The following is a 16,725-nucleotide window of genomic DNA, read 5'->3' as shown; positions in this document are numbered from 1 at the left end:
TAATTGGATCGTCAGATGCCGGGCGCTGACCGCCTCGAGGGAGGAGGCGGTCAGCCTGGACGCCAAGGCGTGCGTCAGCCGTCCTGACTCGGCGGTGCGCCGATATCGAGAACCGCGTCGTATTCGTCGGCCTCGCCCTGCTCCGGCAGGGTGAAGTTCACCTGCCCTTCCTCGACCAGGAAGGCGTTGAGCTCGGCGATATCCTGGGCGTCGAGCACCCCCGCCTGACGGTGCAGACTGAGCAGGTTGATCACGTAGTTGAAACGGGCATCGGCGTAGTCAGCGATGGCGTTATACAGGTTCTGCTCGGCGTTGAGCACGTCGACGATGTTGCGGGTACCCACCTCGTAGCCCGCGCGGGTGGCATCCAGGGCACTCTGGTTGGAGACGATGGACTGCTTGCGCGCCGCCACCGTGGAGACGTCATTGCTGACCTGGGTGTACAGCGAGCGCACCTGCAGCACCGTCTCGCGGCGCTGGGACTCGAAGTCGTACTGGCTGGACTCCAGGTCGTAGGTGGTCTGGCGCACCGAGGCGCTGGTCCGACCGCCGGTGTACAGCGGCATGCTCGCGCTCACGCCCACCTGGCTGTTGGAGTTGTAGTCCTCGAAGTTATCACGCTCGTCGTCGCTGTAGGCGTAGTTGGCGAAGGCCTCCACCACCGGCAGATCGGCGGCCCTGGCCACATCGATCCGCTCACGCGCCACATCGACGCCAGCCTGCTGCGCCAGCAGTTCCGGATTGCGCTCGATGGCAAGCTCGATCCAGGCATCACGACTGGACGGCTCGGGCAGCGCAATGGGCAGATCGTCCTGGAGCATCTCGATGCTGTCGTAGCGCTTGCCGGTCAAGCGCTCCAGCGCCTCGAAGGCCACCTGGAGGTCGCTCTCGGCGACGATCCGGTCGGCCCGTGACTGGTCGAAGGTCGCCCGCGCTTCCTCGACCTCGGTGATCGCGATCAAACCGACGTCGAACTGCTCCTGGGCCTGCTCGAGCTGACGCCCGATGGCACGCTCCTGGGCCCTGCGCGCTTCGAGGATCTCGTAGGCGCGCAGAATATCGAAGTAGGCCGACGAGGTGTCGATCAACACCTGCTGCTCGGTAGCCGCCAGGGTGTAGGTCTGCTGCTCCAGCTGGGCCTCGGCCACGTTCACTTCGCGGCTGTTCAGGGCGTCGTAGAGCTTCTGGGTCGCCTGCAGGTTGAGGCCGTAGCTGAGGTAGTCGTCATCGCTGCCGGTGCCGCTGAAGCCGGACTGCGACTGGGTCTCGAAGATATGGTTGTAGGCCGCCTCGCCGGAGGCGGTCACCTGAGGATTGAGATCCGCCTGTTCGACGTTGATGCCTTCTTCCGCACTACTGGTGGTGGACCGCTCGGAGGCCAACTCGGAGTTGTTGTCCAGCGCGTCGCGGGTAATGGTCAACAGATCGGCGGCCTGGACCTGGCCCATCATCAGGGCGGCGACAGCGGCACACAGAAGGCGTCGGCGAGAAGGAACCCGCGAGGTCAGAGTGACGGGGACTGGTCGGGAAGGCGTCATTGATAGCATCCTCGGATCTGTTGCTCGGCGTTGTCCACAAGTCCCTTTGACCAGGCCACAGAGACATCACACCAGGGACGCCGCGCGACGCGAGCACGACCTCCCTGACACACTGTCCTTGCCATTTCCTGGGCGCCTCGACTTCCTGGAAAGCACCGGGTGGCGTTCGAATCTAGGGGTATTCGATATACATACATTGTCGCATGTTTGGCGTCGTATTCTACCGCCCTTCATGCAAGGATGGTGAAAAATTCGCAATTCCGCACTATATTGCTGGCTAAACCATAATGCTGCACTGCAACACAGCCAAGATCGCCCTCCCCTGCAGGACCATCACCAGGAGCCACCATGGACACTCTGAGACTGGTCACCTTCCGAGAGCTCGAGATCGCGGTACGCGTGTTTCATCCCGAGGCCCCCAGAACCGTCATCGCCTGGCACGGACTGGCACGCCACGGCGGTGACTTCGCTGCCCTGGCCCGGGAACTTGGCCCCGAATGGCGAGTCCTGGCACCCGACACACCGGGGCGAGGGCTGTCGAGCTGGTCGCTGTATCCTGCCAATGACTACTTGTACTCCCACTACATGACAGTCGCGTTGGCGGTCATGGACCACTTCGAACTCGACCGGGCAGCCTGGGTGGGTACCTCCATGGGAGGGCTGCTCGGCATGCTGCTGGCCGCCGATCCATCCAGTGCAGGCCGCATCGAGCGACTGGTGCTCAACGATGTCGGTCCGGAACTGGTGCCACAAGGCCTGGCCGAACTGGCCACCTACTTCACCGTCCCCCACCGTTTTTCCCGCTTGAGCCAACTGGAGGCGGAGCTTCGCCGCCACTACGCCGGCTTCGGCATCGATGACGAGGACGCCTGGCGCCAGCTTACCCTGGAGAGCGCTCGCCGCCTGCCGGACGGTAGCTGGACCTACCACTACGACCCGCGCATCGGCGAGCAATTCGTCCACGACACGCCCAGGGACACCTGGGCCGACTGGAAGGCCATCCGCTGCCCCTTGATGGTCGTGCGTGGCGAAGACTCACCTTTGCTGTCCGAGGATATCGTCACCCGCATGGGCGAGGCCCAGCCACAGCTCGAGACGCTGGCGGTCCCGGGCTGCGGCCACGCCCCGATGCTCGATCGCCCGAGCCAGGTTGCACCGATCAAGGCCTTTCTCGAGAAAAGCCTCGCCGAGCAGCCTCACGAGCCGTCCAGGGCGATCACGCGTCCCTGGTGGCGGCGCCTGCTGGGGCTCGGCGCCTCCTGAAGCCCGCTCTGTCTAGTCGTTGGAGTCCTGCTCCAGCCGCGTGATCGTTCGCAGCACTGCCGCGTGATAGCCACGGCCGAACAGCAGCAGGTGATTGAGCAACGGATAGAGCTGGAAGGCGGCTTCGCGCCGGGGCCAGTCGGCGGGGGCGCGCTCCCGCCCCTGCGCCTGCCAGTAGGCCTCGAAAAAGGCCTCGCCCGGCGCGCCGAACAGCGTCAGCATGGCCAGATCCACCTCCGGGTAGTGGCGATAGACCGCCGGGTCGATCAATGCCGGGCCCCGCGAACTGTGGATGACATTGCCGGACCACAGGTCCCCGTGCACCAGACTCGGCGCCTGGTCAGGCAGCCACGCCTCGAGCTGGTCGGCCACCTGCCCCAGGCGGGCAAGTTCGCTGCGCGACAGCAAGCCGCGGCCGTGGCAGGCCTCGCCCAGAGGCATCAATCGGCGCTCACGCTGGAAGGCGCGTCCGTCGTGAAGCGGCGCATTGGGCTGGGGCGTCGCCCCGCAGGCGTTGTCGTGCGCCCAGCCGTGGGCGGCCTCGCAAGGCGCGTGCAGCTCCGCCAGCCCTCGCCCCAGCGCCGTCCAGTCGGCGGGCCCCGGCTCCAGTGCTTCCATCACCAGCCAGGAGCCGACCTGGCCCATCACTGCGGGTATCACCAGCGAGCTACCGGCATCGCCGAGTGCGGCAAGGCCCTCGGCCTCTCCTGCCAGGCGTTCAGGATCGTCGCGCTTGGCCACCACCGCGCCCTGCGCTGTCTCGATCCGCCACACCTCGGCCATATCACCCCCCGACAGGGCACGTGGCGGTGCCGTGGCGGCTAGCCCCAGCGTCTCGAGGGCGTCATTCAGTTTCATGCTGGCTCCTGCTGGCTGCTGGCAGATTCGCCGGGCGCAGGTTGCGCGTCGCCACCCTCGGGTGGTACACCCGGCTCGACCATCCCCCAGCTTACGCAAGGAGACCCCATGTACAAGCTTGCCTTCTTCGTGCCTAGAGACGACGCCGAGGCGGTCAAGGAAGCCGTGTTTGCCACCGGTGCCGGACGCATCGGTGACTACGAGGCCTGCTGCTTCCAGACCGCCGGTCAGGGCCAGTTTCGCCCGCTGGACGGCGCCGACCCGCACATCGGGCAGGTGGGTGAGCTTGAGCGGGTAGAAGAATACAAGGTGGAGCTGGTGTGCGAGGACGAGCTGATCGGCGCCGCCATCTCCGCGCTCAAGCTGGCCCACCCCTACGAGGAGGTAGCCTACGACGTCTGGCGGCTGGCAGATCTATAACGCGAACGAAAGCGGACGAGCCGGCCAGGGGCCTTTCGAATCTGCGTCGGGCCACCGGGGGCAGACCTGGCCCCGCCCCCGGCAAGCCTTGAAAGAGTGCCGTCAGGCGCTGCCGAAGAAGCGCCTGCGCTGATCCGGTGTGATATCGCTGATGTGCAGCGGGAAGGTCGCGCTTGCGCGGTCCTCGAAGAAGTGACGCAGGGTACGCTCGATGGTGGGAAAGGCCAGTTCGTCCCAGGGCACCTCGTGCTCCTCGAACAGCGCGACCTCAAGACTCTCGGGGCCGGCGGCGTAACCTCCATCGAGCTCGGCGAGAAAGATCATGAACACCTGATTGATATGGGGCAGGTCGATCATGGTGTAGAGCCCCGACAGCGCTACCTCGGCGCAGGCCTCCTCGCGGGTCTCGCGCCGTGCTGCGTCCGGGGTGGTCTCGCCGTTTTCCATGAATCCCGCCGGCAGCGTCCAGTAGCCTTCACGCGGTGCGATGGCGCGACGACACAGCAGCACCCGTGACCCGCAAACCGGCAGCGTGCCGGCCACGATGCGCGGGTTCTGGTAGTGGATGGTGCCGCAGTCGTCACACAGGTAACGCGGACGGTCGTCCCCCTCGGGGATGACGAAACGGACGGTCTGCCCGCAATGGCTGCAAAAATTCATGGGCTGCAATCGTTCATGTCGCTCCCGGCTCGGGAATGGAGGACGGGCTTGACGCCACTGCACGGGGCTGGGTACAAGGAGTGAAACCCTGCGGATCCCCCATGTTAGAGAAACTTCGCAAACGCCTGCAAGCGCATTCCCCCCGCCGCCTGACGCTGAAGCTGCCCGAGGCGGCGGTACTCATTCCGTTGGTCGATCGGCCCGAGCCCGGCCTGCTGTTCACCCGCCGCGCAAGCCACCTGTCGACCCACAGCGGCCAGGTCGCCTTTCCGGGCGGCAAGCGGGAGCCTCATGACGCCGACCTGCTGGCCACCGCCCTGCGCGAGTCCGAAGAAGAGATAGGCCTGCCCCCCGGCCAGGTAGAGGTGCTCGGCCAGCTCTCTGATGTGCTGTCGCTGCATGGTCTCAAGGTCACCCCTTTCGTCGGACTGATTCCGCCGGATCTGCCGCTGGTCCCGGACCTGGGCGAGCTGGACGCGATCTTCGAGGTGCCGCTGTCGCACTTTATCGATGACCAGCGTACCCACACCGACGTGATCCCGGTGGACGACAACGACATCTATGTACCGAGCTACCTGATCCCCGCCGACCAGGGCGACGACTACGTGATCTGGGGGCTGTCCGCCATGATGCTGGTGGAGCTGCTGGCCAAGGGATGCGACCTGGACATGAGCCTTTCTCGCCGCCCGGAGGGTAGACTACGCCATCTGCCTCCGAGAAGAGCGCCAAGATGACCAGGCACGGCCCCGCGATGACAAGACGAGCACCGATTTCATGAGCTACCCCGATCCCTGCCCCCTGCCGCCGCAACGGATGGAGGAGCTGGTGGACGCCCTGGTGGAACGCGGCTTCTATGTCGGTGAAGCGATGATCGACGCCGAGCTGTGCCAGGCCTTGCACGCCGAGGTCGAGGGCCGAGCGCACCAGCAGGCCCTGGCCCGGGCCGGCATCGGCCGCGGATCCGACTTCGATACCCGCGAAGACATTCGTGGCGACGCCATCCACTGGCTCGATCGGGAAACCCTGGCCCAGCGCCGCTATCTGGACGCCATGGGCGAACTCCAGCAGAGACTCAACGAGAGCCTGTTTCTCGGCCTGTTCGAGTACGAGGCGCATCTGGCCCGCTACCCTGCCGGAGCCTTCTACCGTCGCCATCTCGACAGTTTCCGAGGCCGCGCCAACCGCGTGGTCTCCACGGTAGGCTATCTCAATCCCGACTGGCCGGAAGATGGCGGAGGCGAGATGGTCATCTACGCTGAACAGGACCCGCAGAGGGAGCTCACCAGGGTCGCCCCCAGGGCCGGCACCCTGGTGTGCTTCCTGTCCGAGCAGGTGCCGCATGAAGTACTGCCGACCCGCCTGCCCCGCGCCAGCATCGCCGGCTGGTTCAGACGCAATGCCTCGCTGGGTGGCGTGGTAGACCCGGCTCGCTAGGGCCTGATGACCATGCGCCACGACAGCAACGACGCTAAAGCCTCCAGCGCCGAACCGCGAACCGAAGAGGCACGCTTGCGCCAGCAGGTAGAGGCGCTCAGCGAACGGGTACAGCAGCTCGAACAGGAGAAGCGCCACTATCAGTGGCTGGCCGAGAGCACCACGGATCTGATCTCGCGCCACGACCACAACGGCGTCTTCCTCTACGCCTCCCAGGCCGCCAGGACCCTGCTGGGCTATGATCCTGACGACTTGATCGGTGTATCGGCCTACGACCTCTTCCACCCGGACGATCTGGCGGCGCTGCTGTCCAAGTCCCCTCGTATCTACTACCACGAGGGCTTCTACGAGCAGACCTACCGTTTTCGCACCCGCAGCGGCCACTACATCTGGTTCGAGACCACCAGCCGTACCCGTCGCGACCCCGCTACCGGCGAACTCACCGACGTGCTGTGCGTCTCCCGCGACGTCAGTCGGCGGGTCGAGTCCGAGGCACGCCGCGAGCGTCTGGCAAGGGTGGTGGAATCGACCACCGATTTTGTGCTGTTCTGCGACCAGGACGAACACGTGGTCTACTGCAATCAGGCCGCACGCAGCCTGTTCAGGCTCGACGACGAAGGCGCAAGCACGACCATTGCCGAACTGTTGGTGCCAACGTCGGCACAAAGATGGCGTGAACAGGTGCTGCCTGCCGTCACCCTGGAGGGGCGCTGGAGTGGCGAGCTGGCCCTGGCCTCACCCTCAGGCGAGATCCCGGTGCTCAGCGTGGTCCAGCTGCACCGTGAACAGGGAGGGCAGACGCGACTGTCGATCCTCAATCGAGATCTCAGTCTGCGCCTGGAGGCGGAGGCCCAGGCACGCCGCCATCAGGAGCAGATCACCCACGCCAATCGCCTGGCGAGCCTGGGTGAACTGGCCACCAATATCGCCCACGAATGCAATCAGCCGCTGGCGGCTATGGGCAACTACGCCAGCGGCGCGCTGATGCAGCTCGAGCGCGACCCCGACCAACCCGCCCACCAACTGGCGCTGCCCCTCAACCGCATCAACGATCAGATTCAGCGCCTATCCGAACGCTTCAAGCATATCCGTCGCTTCGTTCGCCGCGGCAGTCTTCACCTCGCGCCCCAGGATCTCGCCGAGATCATTGGCCAGGCCTGCGACCTGTGCGAGCCCCAGTGTCGGCACGAAGGCGTGCATCTGGCGTCACGCCTGGCCCCTGGCCTCGACCTCGTCATGGCCGACGCCATCGGCCTGGAACAGGTACTGGTCAACCTGATCCGCAACGCTCTCGACGCCTGTCGCGACATCGCCACTCCGCCCAGGCCTCCGTGCATTCGCCTGGAAGCCTACCCGCTTGGCTCCCGCGAATGCTGCGTGGACATCGTCGACGGCGGCCCCGGCGTGGCACCAGAGCAACGCCAGGGCCTGTTTACGCCCTTCGTCAGCGGCCGCAAGGACGGTCTCGGCATGGGGCTATCGATCAGCCTGTCGTTGATCGAGGCCATGGGCGGCAACCTGGTGCTGATCGATGACGGCGACCCACCGAGCGCAGACGCTCTTCCCCCCGGTCCCGGTGCGAGGCGGCCAGAAGATCCTGACGCGCCACAGGGTGCGCGCTTTCGCATTACCCTGCCCTCCGCCTGAGGGCTTGAACAGCTGATACCTCGGCGCGTCCCCTGACTTGAGGCGCCAAGCGCCAGCCAGGCGGAGATCAGGCACCAGGCTTTGTACGAAAACCCGGCGACCAGGCATCGCCTGGCACGGTCCCCTTTGGCCGGGGGATCGGCTAGCATAGGGGCCTGCCCGCGAGACTCGCCCAACCAGCGAAGTGACCATCATGCCTGTCGACACTGCTGACCAGCCAACCATCGCCATCATCGACGACGACGATGACCTGCGCGAGTCGCTCGCCTGGCTATTGCAGTCGGTGGGACTTGGCAGTCAGGGCTACGCCAGCGGCGACGCCTTTCTCGCCTCGTCGCGGCACCATGAGGTGCTGTTGCTGGACGTGCGCATGCCCGGCCTCAGCGGTCTGCAGGTCCAGCAGCGGCTGGCCGAGCGAGACCGTTGTCCTCCCCTGATCATGATGACCGGTCACGGTGACGTGCCCATGGCGGTCGCCGCGTTGAAGGCGGGAGCCTTCGACTTCATCGAAAAGCCCTTCAATCAGCAGCAATTGATCGATGTCATCCAGCAGGCGCTGGCCCACCACCAGCACCGGCAGCGGGCCCAGGCCGATCTCGAAGAGCTGCGACAGCGATACGAAGGGCTGAGGGCCAACGAACAGGCCATTCTGGTCGAGGTGGCCCGCGGGCTTACCAGTCGAGAGATCGCCGAGAAGCTGACGCTGAGCGCCAAGACCGTGGAGGTCTACCGTCAGCGCATCATGAAGACACTCGGCGCCGATAGCCTGGCGCATCTGGTCAGGCTGGCCGTGGCGCTGGGACTGGTGGCAGCACTGCCCAGGCAGGATAGCGACGTCGGCCGAGATGCCGGCGCACCGTCATGAGTCTGGTGATAAGGGCAGAGTGAGAGGCCACCAACTGGCAGCCGGCTCAGTTCGACATGCAGCAGGAAGTGATGCAAAGCGGTTCAGGCCGAACGCTGTAGCCAGTCATCCGGACCCGCTAACCCCGGTCCCCTCAGCCGTGCCAGACGACTGGACAGCGGCTCCAGCCCGAGCGCCTGACGACGTCGATCGACGTCATCCGGCCGTTCGATGACGCTGGGCACGGGCCAGCCGTCGTCGCCGATCTCGAATTGGGTGCCATAGCGCTGGGGCCGACCGGTCAGGACCCTTATGCGATCCTCGAGAAAGGCCAGCTGCCACCCGGGCGCCTGGCCGGCGGCAACCGCCTGAATCAGTGCAGAACAGCAGCGTTGCATGAAATCCACGTCGAAAACCGCGTGCATCGCGATGTACCAGGCTGCTTCGCTGCCGTCTTCCCCGACGGTGTCCTTGCCCGGCCAGCCGTGACGATCGATGACCGCAGACAGGCGCTCGGCGTTGGCCTGATGCAGCGCACGCACTCGCGGATGATAGTCGGCGGAGGGGATCTCCCCCGAGGCCGCGAGTTCATCCAGCAACGCTCTATCCTGCTCGGCCAGCGCCACCATCTGCTGGGCCAACATGGTATTCCTCGTGTTCATGCAACGCACCTCATTTGCAGGCCAGCTTGCCGACAACCTACAGCGTCCTAGGGTTACCCTTCGGCATCAATAGTCGATCCGCCGGGCGCTGCGTAGGAAAATGCCGACGCCAGAAGCATATTTCAGTGAAGAATCACGTATCTGGCTGTCCGTCATCGGACAACTTTGGTCCATGCTAGAGTCAAGCCAAGGCCACAGATATCCCTCCCCGGAGGCATCCTTCCCCAGGCAGGAGGCCGCCCGCGGATCATCTTTATGAGGAATACTGAATGAATTCGACCGATCGTCAGCACCTGCGCCGCTGCGTTGACCTGGCCAGGGAGGCCCTCGAGGCTGGTGATGAGCCGTTCGGCTCGCTGCTGGTGGATCCGCAAGGGCAGGTTCGCTTCGAGGATCGCAACCGCGTCGCCGGCGGTGACGCGACCCGCCACCCCGAATTCGCCATCGCCCGCTGGGCGGCCGAGCACCTCAGCGTCGAAGAGCGCGCGCACTCGACCGTCTATACCTCCGGTGAACACTGCCCCATGTGCGCCGCGGCGCATGGCTGGGTCGGACTCGGACGCATCGTCTACGCCAGCTCCTCAGAACAGCTCGGCCGCTGGCTAGGCGAGTGGCAGGTGGCACCTGCCCCGATCGCCCCGCTGCCGATCCAGACCATCGTGCCGAGTGCCGAGGTGGAGGGGCCGGTTGAGGAGTTTGCCGACGAGATTCGCGAGCTGCACCGGCGGCTCTACCGGAAGTGACGTCGTGATGGAGGACGGGAAGGACGGGAAGAACGTGAGAGCATCGAGAAGTCGGACAGCGGCGTCGAGTCGTTGGCCGGCAACGCCGGTGATCAACCGTCAGCTCAGGCTCTCGAGCACGTCGCCCACACGCAGGATGGCCCCCACGCCCTGCTCGACGACGGCATTCTGGCCAAAGAAGGCGCCCTTCCAACCGGGCTGGGTATCCATTTCCACCAGGGTCTTCAACGGTTCCTTGGCCGAGGGCGCCTCACCGCTGCGCTGATCCAGGGTGATGATCTTGCAGCGCTTGCATGGCTTGCGCAGGCCGAGGCGATAGCCGGGCCCGGCCAACGAGGCCCAATCCCGTTCGGCGAAGGGATCACCGCCCGACACCACCAGGTTGGGGCGGAAGCGCTCCATCGGCACCGGCGCCTCCCCCTTGGCTTCCAGCCGCTGGTTGAGCGCCGCCAGCGAGGCCTCGGAGGCGATCAGCAGGGGGTAGCCGTCGGCAAAGGCGGTATGCACCACACCGCGCTCCGCCGGCGGCAGAAACTCGGTCTCTACCCAACGGCGCTGCTCGTGGGGCAGGCGCACCAGCCGCAACCGCCCCGCTTCGCGCTGGGGTTCTGGCAAGGACTTTGGCAAGGGCTTTGGCAAGGACTTTGCCAGCGCTTCTGCCAGCCAATTCGCCGCACCGTCGCCTTCGTCCAACGCCTGGCATTCGCTCTGCCAGACCCGCACCTGGCGCATGGCCGCCTGGGGTTCGTCCAGTGACAGCACGAGCGGCGCCATCCTGTCGTGGACCAGGCGCAGCGTGTCGGACGACAGTTCGACACCGATGGTCGCCAGGGCGGGGATCTCACGCTGGGTGACGAAACGCCCGTCGTCGTCGACCAGCATCCAGCGCCGATCGAAGGCGAGCCCGCGCTCGGTGAGTTCAGCCCTGGACAGCGCGATGCCGCGCAGCGACTTGACGGGGTAACAGGCGAGAGTGGAAAGCTTCATGGGCATCCTTGCCAGGGGCCATCGTCTCAAGTTGGTGGCACGGGCACTGCACGGAGCCAGTACCAGTGCTAATAACCAGTACCAGTATCAGTATCAGCCTAGCGCCAGTTCGACGGCCCTGCGGGCGTGAATGGCCGTCGTATCATACAGCGGAATCTCGGTGTCGGCCTGAGCGACCAGCAAGGCGATCTCGGTGCAGCCCAGTATCACCGCTTCCGCACCACCGGCCTTGAGCTCTTCCATGATCGATAGCATCACCTGGCGTGACGCCTGCTCGATTTCACCATGGCAAAGTTCATCGTAGATGATCCGGTGAACCTGATCGCGCTGAGCCTTCTCAGGTACCTGTACCTCGATACCGTAGGCCTCGAGCCGGTCCTTGTAGAAGCCCTGCTCCATGGTAAAACAGGTGCCGAGCAGCCCCACCCGCTTGACCCCGTCGGCGATCAGGGCATCGGCGGTGGCGTCGGCAATGTGCAACAGAGGGATATCTACCGCCTTTTCGATGTCTCGGGCCACCTTGTGCATGGTATTGGTACACAGCACGATAAGGTCCGCGCCCGCCTCCTGAACGCGCCAGGCGGCGTCGGCGAGCAGCCCGGCGGCATCCTCCCAGCGGCCCTGATGCTGAAAGGCCTCGACCTCGGCGAAGTCCAGACTGATCAAGGCAATCTTGGCCGAATGATGTCCACCAAGTGCGCGGTTCACATCCCGATTGATGACCTGGTAATAGCTCACCGTGGACTCCCAACTCATGCCGCCCAACAGCCCGATGGTCTTCATAGCGCCCTCCCGAGGACTTCCCTGGCCCAGTCAGTGTTGCGGTACCGTCTACTTCAGCATACAAGAGTCATCGGTGGCTCACAGCACCCTCACCCTCAACGGCTTTCCTGTTTCGCGCATCTCGCATACTCTTAGCGGGCTAGCAAAAGTGCTACCACTACCTCCACCGTCCCACGACAAGGAATCTCGATGACGGCCTCAGACACCCTCAAGCTGGTCCTGCTGTCGAGCCTGTGGGGACTGTCCTTCATCTTCATGCGGGTGGCCTCGCCGGAGTTCGGCGCCGTCCCGGTGGTGATGATCCGCATGGGGGTCGGCGCCCTGCTGCTGCTGCCCCTGCTGGCATCACTGCACTACCTGCGCCAGGTGCGCGACAATATCGGACGCCTGGCGCTGCTCGGCTTCATCAACCACGTGGTGCCGTTTTCACTGCTGGCCCTGGCGACCACCCAGCTCGAGGCGGGCTTCACCTCGCTGATCAACGCCACCACTCCGATCTTCACCGCGCTTATCGGCGCCGCCTGGTTCGCCACGCCGATTCGCCGACGTCAGTACCTGGGTCTGGCGCTGGCCTTCGTCGGTGTCTACGTGTTGTCCGCCGATCGGCTGGACTTCCAGCTGGGCGGCGATGGCTGGTACATCCTGGCGATTCTCGGGGCCACCTTCTGCTATGGCATCGCCGGCAACTACTCAAAGACCCACCTCGGCCATCTGCCGGTACGCGTGCTGGCCGCCGGCAGCTGCTCGATGTCCGGGCTGATGCTGCTGGTGCCCGGTCTGCTGATGTGGCCGCAGCAAGCCGTCAGCATCGAGGCCTGGGGCAGCGCCCTGGCCATGGCGGTGCTGTCCACCACTGTCGCCTTTCTGCTGTTCTTCAGCCTGCTGGCCAGCGCCGGGGCTACCGCCGCCTCCACCGTGACCTTTCTGGTACCGGTCAGCGCCCTGCTGTGGGGCTATCTGCTGCTCGACGAGACCCTGGGGCTGCGCACCCTGGTGGGCATGGCCATCACCCTGGCAGGCACCGCTGTGGCCACCGGCATGCTGTCGCCGGGCCGGGACAAGGCCACGCGACCATTGCCCCGCTAGGCGCCCCCCAGAATCCTCGCGCCTGAATGACGAAGCGGCCATGGCATTCGCCATGGTCGCTTCAATGCTAGGCGCTGTCCGAAAAGTCGACGAGCGAAGGTTAGACAAGGCAAAAATCGGTGAGAAAGCGCAGTTTACGGGGTGTAAATGAGCATTTTGATCCGATTTTTAACGCCGTATTACCGAGCGCAGGCACTTTTCAGACAAGCCCTAGCTGAAGGCTTGTGAAAGGGACTCAGAAGTTGGGCTTGCGCTTCTCGACGAAGGCGCTCATGCCTTCGCGCTGCTCGTCGGAGGCGAAGCACAGGGCAAACAGGCTGGTCTCCAGCGCCAGGGCGCTGTCCAGATCCTGGTCCATGCCGTCGTGGATCACCTGCTTGGCACTGCGCACCGCGCCGGGGCCATTGCCGGACAGCTGCTTGGTCAGGGTGGCGGCGTAGTCCTCGAGCTCGGCCTGGGACATCACCTGGTTGACCAGGCCAATGCGCAGGGCCTCCTGGGCGTCGATCTTGCGCCCGGTGGTGCAAAGGTCAAGCGCCATGGCCGGGCCGACCCGACGTGGCAGACGCTGGGAGCCACCGAAGCCGGGAATGACCCCAAGCAGTACCTCGGGCTGGCCAAACACCGCGTTGTCGCTGGCCACCGCCCAGTCACAGGCCAGCGCCAGCTCGCAGCCGCCGCCGAGGCAGAAGCCGTTGACCAGCGCCACCACCGGCACCGGCAGCGTCTCGAGGCGCTTGATGGTCTTCAGCGCCTGACCGGCAAAGTCGCGCGCCTCGAGCGGGTTCATCTCGCGCATCGCGGTGATGTCGGCACCGGCCACGAAGGACTTCTCGCCGGCGCCGGTGATCAGCACCGCGCGCAGGCCCTCGCGACCTTCGAGCCGATCAAGGATCTCGGCCAGCGCCTCGATGACCTCGCGATTCAGGGCGTTCAACGCCTTGGGACGGTTGATGGTGAGGCGTACCACGCCATCGTTGTCGACCATCTCGACCAGTTGTTCGCTCACGAAATGCTCCTTGTCAGAGTTGTCAGTTGTCGGCGAGGCCCGCCTGGCGTCGGCGGAGCCTGGCGCGTTCGTCACCTTTGGCCCAACCCTAGCGAACGCTTGGTAGGCTCACAAGCCATCCTTTTGGCGCATGCCACCGCCTCAACCGCTGTAGTCGTGAAAGCCGCGGCCGCTCTTGCGTCCCAGATAGCCGGCGTCGACCATCCGCTTGAGCAGCGGACAGGGGCGATACTTGGGATCGCCGAAGCCATCGGCCAGTACGTTCATGATCGCCAGGCAGACGTCCAGGCCGATCAGGTCGGCCAGCGCCAGCGGGCCCATCGGGTGGGCGGCGCCAAGCTTCATGGCGGTGTCGATGTCTTCGGCGCTGGCCACCCCTTCCTGCACCAGGAAGGCGGCCTCGTTGATCATCGGCACCAGCAGGCGGTTGACCGCGAAGCCTGGGGCGTCGCCGATCGCCACGGCGGTCTTGCCCATGGACTCGGCCAGGGCTTCGACACGGGCCACGGTCGCGTCGCTGGTCTGCTCGGCGCGGATGACCTCGACCAGCTTGAGCACCGGCACCGGGTTGAAGAAGTGCATGCCGACGACTCGTTCTGGCCGCTGGCACACCGCCGCCAGACGGGTCAGCGACAGCGAGGAGGTGTTGGAGGCCAGCACCGCCTCGGGGTTGAGCTCATCGAGCTCCCGGAACAGACGTTCCTTGAGCTCCGGCGCTTCCGGCGCCGCCTCGATGATCACCCCGCAGTCGGCCAGGGCCTGAAGCGAGTTGACCGTGGTCAGGCGCGCGCGGGCCTCGTCCCGCTGTTCGGCACTTAGCCGCTGCTTTTCCACCAGCTTGGCAAGGCCCTTGTCGATCGCCGCGCTGGCCCGCTCCAGGGCGGCCTCGGCAACATCATAAAGGCTCACCTCGAAGCCGCTTTGCACCAGCACCTGGGCGATGCCCTGCCCCATGGTTCCACCACCGACCACACCGATCCGCGTCTCGCTCACTAGCTTTCTCCCTTGATGGATATTTCCCTCGATCATGACACAACCACGCCGCCCCCGGTCACCCCGACGGCGGCGTCTGATGATCTGCTCCCCGCCCTGTCTCGGGCGGGCTTACCCTGCCATCAGCGGATGGCAGGCGGCGATCAGCTCTCCTTGGCCTGCTGACGCAGCACGAACTTCTGGATCTTGCCGGTCGAGGTCTTCGGCAGTTCGGTGAAGACGACGCGCTTGGGCACCTTGAAGCGCGCAAGCTTGCCCCGACAGTGCTCGATGATGTCCTCTTCGGTCACCTCACCGCTGGTGGCCTTGAGCTTGACGAAGGCGCAGGGGCTTTCGCCCCACTTCTCGTCAGGCTGGGCCACCACCGCGGCCTCCTCCACCGCCGGGTGGGCGTAGAGCGCATCCTCGAGTTCGATGGTGGAGATGTTCTCGCCGCCGGAGATGATGATGTCCTTGGAGCGATCCTTGATCTCGATGTAGCCATCGGCGTGCCACACTGCCAGGTCGCCGGTGTGGTACCAGCCACCATCCAGCGCTTCCCGGGTGGCGGCCTCGTTCTTCAGGTAGCCCTTCATCACATTGTTGCCACGCATCATGATCTCGCCGATGCTCTCGCCGTCCTTGGGCAATGGCTCCAGGGTCACCGGGTCGGCCACGCAAAGCGCCTCCAGCATGTGCCCACGCACGCCCTGACGGGCCTTGATGCGGGCACGCTCCTCCAGCGGCAGCTCGTCCCAGGCCTCGCGCCAGGCGCACACCGTCACCGGACCATAGACCTCGGTCAGACCATAGACGTGGGTCACATCGATGCCGAGCGACTCCACCCCGGCGATCACCGCAGCAGGAGGCGCCGCCCCGGCGGTGGTGGCCTTGACCGGGTGGTCGATGGCACGACGCTGGGACTCGTCCAGATTGACCAGTCCGTTGAGCACGATCGGCGCGCCGCTGAAGTGGGTCACCTTCTCGTCGGCGATCAGTTCCATGATCTTCTTCGGGTCGACCTTGCGCAGGCAGACGTTGACCCCGGCGTTGGCGGCGATGGTCCAGGGGAAACACCAGCCGTTGCAGTGGAACATCGGCAGCGTCCACAGGTACACCGGGTGATGCGGCATCGCCCACTCGAGGATGTTGCTCACGGCGTTGAGGTAGGCGCCGCGATGGTGATAGACCACGCCCTTGGGCTTGCCGGTGGTACCGGAGGTGTAGTTCAGCGAGATGGCGTCCCACTCGTCTTCGGGCAGGCGATAGGGGTAGTCGGCGTCACCTTCGGCCAGCAGGTCCTCGTACTCGATCTCGCCCAGGCGCTCGGCCTGGCCCTCGAACTCGGGATCCAGCACGTCGATGATCAGTGGCGGTTTATCGAGGCCCTTGATCGCCTCACGTACCACCTCGACAAACTCCGGGTCCACCAGGATCGCCCGGGTCTCGGCGTGTTCCAGCATGTAGGCAATCGCCGAGGCATCGAGACGGATATTCAGAGTGTTGAGTACGCAACCGGCCAGGGGCACGCCAAAGTGAGCCTCGAACATCGCCGGCACATTGGGCAGCATCACCGACACCGTATCCCCCTTGCCGAGCCCACGACGCTCCAGCGCCGAGGCCAGTCGCCGGCAGCGCTGCCAGGTGGTGGCCCAGTCGCGGCGCGTCTGGCCGTGGACCACCGCCGGCAGGTCCGGATAGACGCTGGCCGCTCGTTCGATGAAGGTCAACGGCGAGATCGCCACGTGGTTGGCCGCGTTGCGCGGCATGCCCTGGTCGTAGATGTTGCTCATTAGACACTCCTGATTAAAGGTCGCAT

Annotated in this window: 17 protein-coding genes; 8 read left to right on the top strand and 9 right to left on the bottom strand. The window is 65.2% G+C overall.

Going from position 1 to position 16,725, the window contains the following annotated elements:
- Window positions 1-74: 74 nt before the first annotated feature.
- Window positions 75-1,538 carry a TolC family outer membrane protein gene (locus tag NFH97_RS15615; protein ID WP_108133278.1) on the bottom strand — a complete coding sequence of 488 codons (1,464 nt, stop codon included), beginning with the start codon at window positions 1,536-1,538 and terminating at the stop codon, window positions 75-77.
- 348 nt (window positions 1,539-1,886) lie between these two features.
- On the opposite strand from NFH97_RS15615, the gene NFH97_RS15610 reads away from it, so the two are divergent.
- On the top strand, window positions 1,887-2,801 hold the full coding sequence (locus NFH97_RS15610; protein WP_222517184.1) for an alpha/beta fold hydrolase: 915 nt from the start codon (window positions 1,887-1,889) through the stop codon (window positions 2,799-2,801).
- Between the two features lie 12 nt (window positions 2,802-2,813).
- Here NFH97_RS15610 and NFH97_RS15605 read toward each other — a convergent pair whose 3' ends face one another.
- Window positions 2,814-3,659 (bottom strand): fructosamine kinase family protein, encoded by an 846-nt coding sequence (locus NFH97_RS15605; RefSeq protein WP_222517183.1) that lies wholly within the window; start codon window positions 3,657-3,659, stop codon window positions 2,814-2,816.
- Between the two features lie 108 nt (window positions 3,660-3,767).
- Between NFH97_RS15605 and NFH97_RS15600 the strand changes: the two genes are divergently transcribed.
- Window positions 3,768-4,079: a YqfO family protein gene (locus NFH97_RS15600; protein ID WP_108133275.1), complete on the top strand. Its 312-nt coding sequence runs from the start codon at window positions 3,768-3,770 to the stop codon at window positions 4,077-4,079.
- 102 nt (window positions 4,080-4,181) lie between these two features.
- On the opposite strand, the gene NFH97_RS15595 is transcribed toward NFH97_RS15600, so the two are convergent.
- The gene (locus tag NFH97_RS15595) at window positions 4,182-4,739 is read right to left on the bottom strand and encodes an NUDIX hydrolase (RefSeq protein WP_045992893.1); all 558 of its coding nucleotides are present in this window, start codon (window positions 4,737-4,739) and stop codon (window positions 4,182-4,184) included.
- A gap of 101 nt (window positions 4,740-4,840) precedes the next feature.
- On the opposite strand from NFH97_RS15595, the gene NFH97_RS15590 reads away from it, so the two are divergent.
- The 4 genes from NFH97_RS15590 (at window position 4,841) to NFH97_RS15575 (ending at window position 8,685) form a co-directional block, all read left to right on the top strand.
- Window positions 4,841-5,473 carry a CoA pyrophosphatase gene (locus NFH97_RS15590; protein ID WP_349625090.1) on the top strand — a complete coding sequence of 211 codons (633 nt, stop codon included), beginning with the start codon at window positions 4,841-4,843 and terminating at the stop codon, window positions 5,471-5,473.
- A 40-nt stretch (window positions 5,474-5,513) separates the two neighbouring features.
- Window positions 5,514-6,173, top strand: coding sequence for a 2OG-Fe(II) oxygenase (locus NFH97_RS15585; RefSeq protein WP_108449077.1), 660 nt, complete (start codon window positions 5,514-5,516; stop codon window positions 6,171-6,173).
- Between the two features lie 75 nt (window positions 6,174-6,248).
- Complete coding sequence (locus NFH97_RS15580) at window positions 6,249-7,820, top strand: PAS domain-containing sensor histidine kinase (protein WP_349625089.1); 1,572 nt, start codon at window positions 6,249-6,251, stop codon at window positions 7,818-7,820.
- Between the two features lie 193 nt (window positions 7,821-8,013).
- On the top strand, window positions 8,014-8,685 hold the full coding sequence (locus NFH97_RS15575) for a response regulator transcription factor (RefSeq protein WP_124804117.1): 672 nt from the start codon (window positions 8,014-8,016) through the stop codon (window positions 8,683-8,685).
- An 83-nt stretch (window positions 8,686-8,768) separates the two neighbouring features.
- Here NFH97_RS15575 and NFH97_RS15570 read toward each other — a convergent pair whose 3' ends face one another.
- Window positions 8,769-9,326, bottom strand: a complete 558-nt coding sequence (locus NFH97_RS15570) for a DUF6624 domain-containing protein (RefSeq protein ID WP_222517181.1) — start codon at window positions 9,324-9,326, stop codon at window positions 8,769-8,771.
- 269 nt (window positions 9,327-9,595) lie between these two features.
- Here NFH97_RS15570 and NFH97_RS15565 point away from each other — a divergent pair, with 269 nt between their 5' ends.
- Window positions 9,596-10,069 (top strand): nucleoside deaminase, encoded by a 474-nt coding sequence (locus NFH97_RS15565; RefSeq protein WP_124804121.1) that lies wholly within the window; start codon window positions 9,596-9,598, stop codon window positions 10,067-10,069.
- 99 nt (window positions 10,070-10,168) lie between these two features.
- Here NFH97_RS15565 and NFH97_RS15560 read toward each other — a convergent pair whose 3' ends face one another.
- Both NFH97_RS15560 and NFH97_RS15555 read right to left on the bottom strand, forming a co-directional pair.
- A complete protein-coding gene (locus NFH97_RS15560) occupies window positions 10,169-11,056 on the bottom strand; it encodes an MOSC domain-containing protein (RefSeq protein ID WP_349625088.1) in 888 nt (295 codons plus the stop codon).
- Between the two features lie 93 nt (window positions 11,057-11,149).
- On the bottom strand, window positions 11,150-11,839 hold the full coding sequence (locus NFH97_RS15555; protein WP_222568545.1) for an aspartate/glutamate racemase family protein: 690 nt from the start codon (window positions 11,837-11,839) through the stop codon (window positions 11,150-11,152).
- Window positions 11,840-12,028: 189 nt separating this feature from the next.
- Here NFH97_RS15555 and NFH97_RS15550 point away from each other — a divergent pair, with 189 nt between their 5' ends.
- Window positions 12,029-12,925 (top strand): DMT family transporter, encoded by an 897-nt coding sequence (locus NFH97_RS15550; RefSeq protein ID WP_108133266.1) that lies wholly within the window; start codon window positions 12,029-12,031, stop codon window positions 12,923-12,925.
- 235 nt (window positions 12,926-13,160) lie between these two features.
- On the opposite strand, the gene NFH97_RS15545 is transcribed toward NFH97_RS15550, so the two are convergent.
- The 3 genes from NFH97_RS15545 to NFH97_RS15535 all read right to left on the bottom strand — a co-directional run bounded on the left by NFH97_RS15545 (window position 13,161) and on the right by NFH97_RS15535 (window position 16,699).
- Complete coding sequence (locus tag NFH97_RS15545) at window positions 13,161-13,934, bottom strand: enoyl-CoA hydratase-related protein (RefSeq protein ID WP_045992902.1); 774 nt, start codon at window positions 13,932-13,934, stop codon at window positions 13,161-13,163.
- Between the two features lie 141 nt (window positions 13,935-14,075).
- Entirely contained in the window at window positions 14,076-14,927 is an 852-nt protein-coding gene (locus NFH97_RS15540) for a 3-hydroxybutyryl-CoA dehydrogenase (protein WP_045992903.1), read from the bottom strand.
- A gap of 143 nt (window positions 14,928-15,070) precedes the next feature.
- On the bottom strand, window positions 15,071-16,699 hold the full coding sequence (locus NFH97_RS15535) for an acyl-CoA synthetase (RefSeq protein WP_045992904.1): 1,629 nt from the start codon (window positions 16,697-16,699) through the stop codon (window positions 15,071-15,073).
- Window positions 16,700-16,725 lie beyond the last annotated feature (26 nt).

This window comes from Halomonas sp. SCS19 (genome assembly GCF_040147015.1).
GTDB lineage: Bacteria > Pseudomonadota > Gammaproteobacteria > Pseudomonadales > Halomonadaceae > Halomonas > Halomonas litopenaei.
The sequence above is the reverse complement of the archived record's forward strand: the minus strand, read 5'-3'. Positions and strand labels throughout refer to the sequence as shown.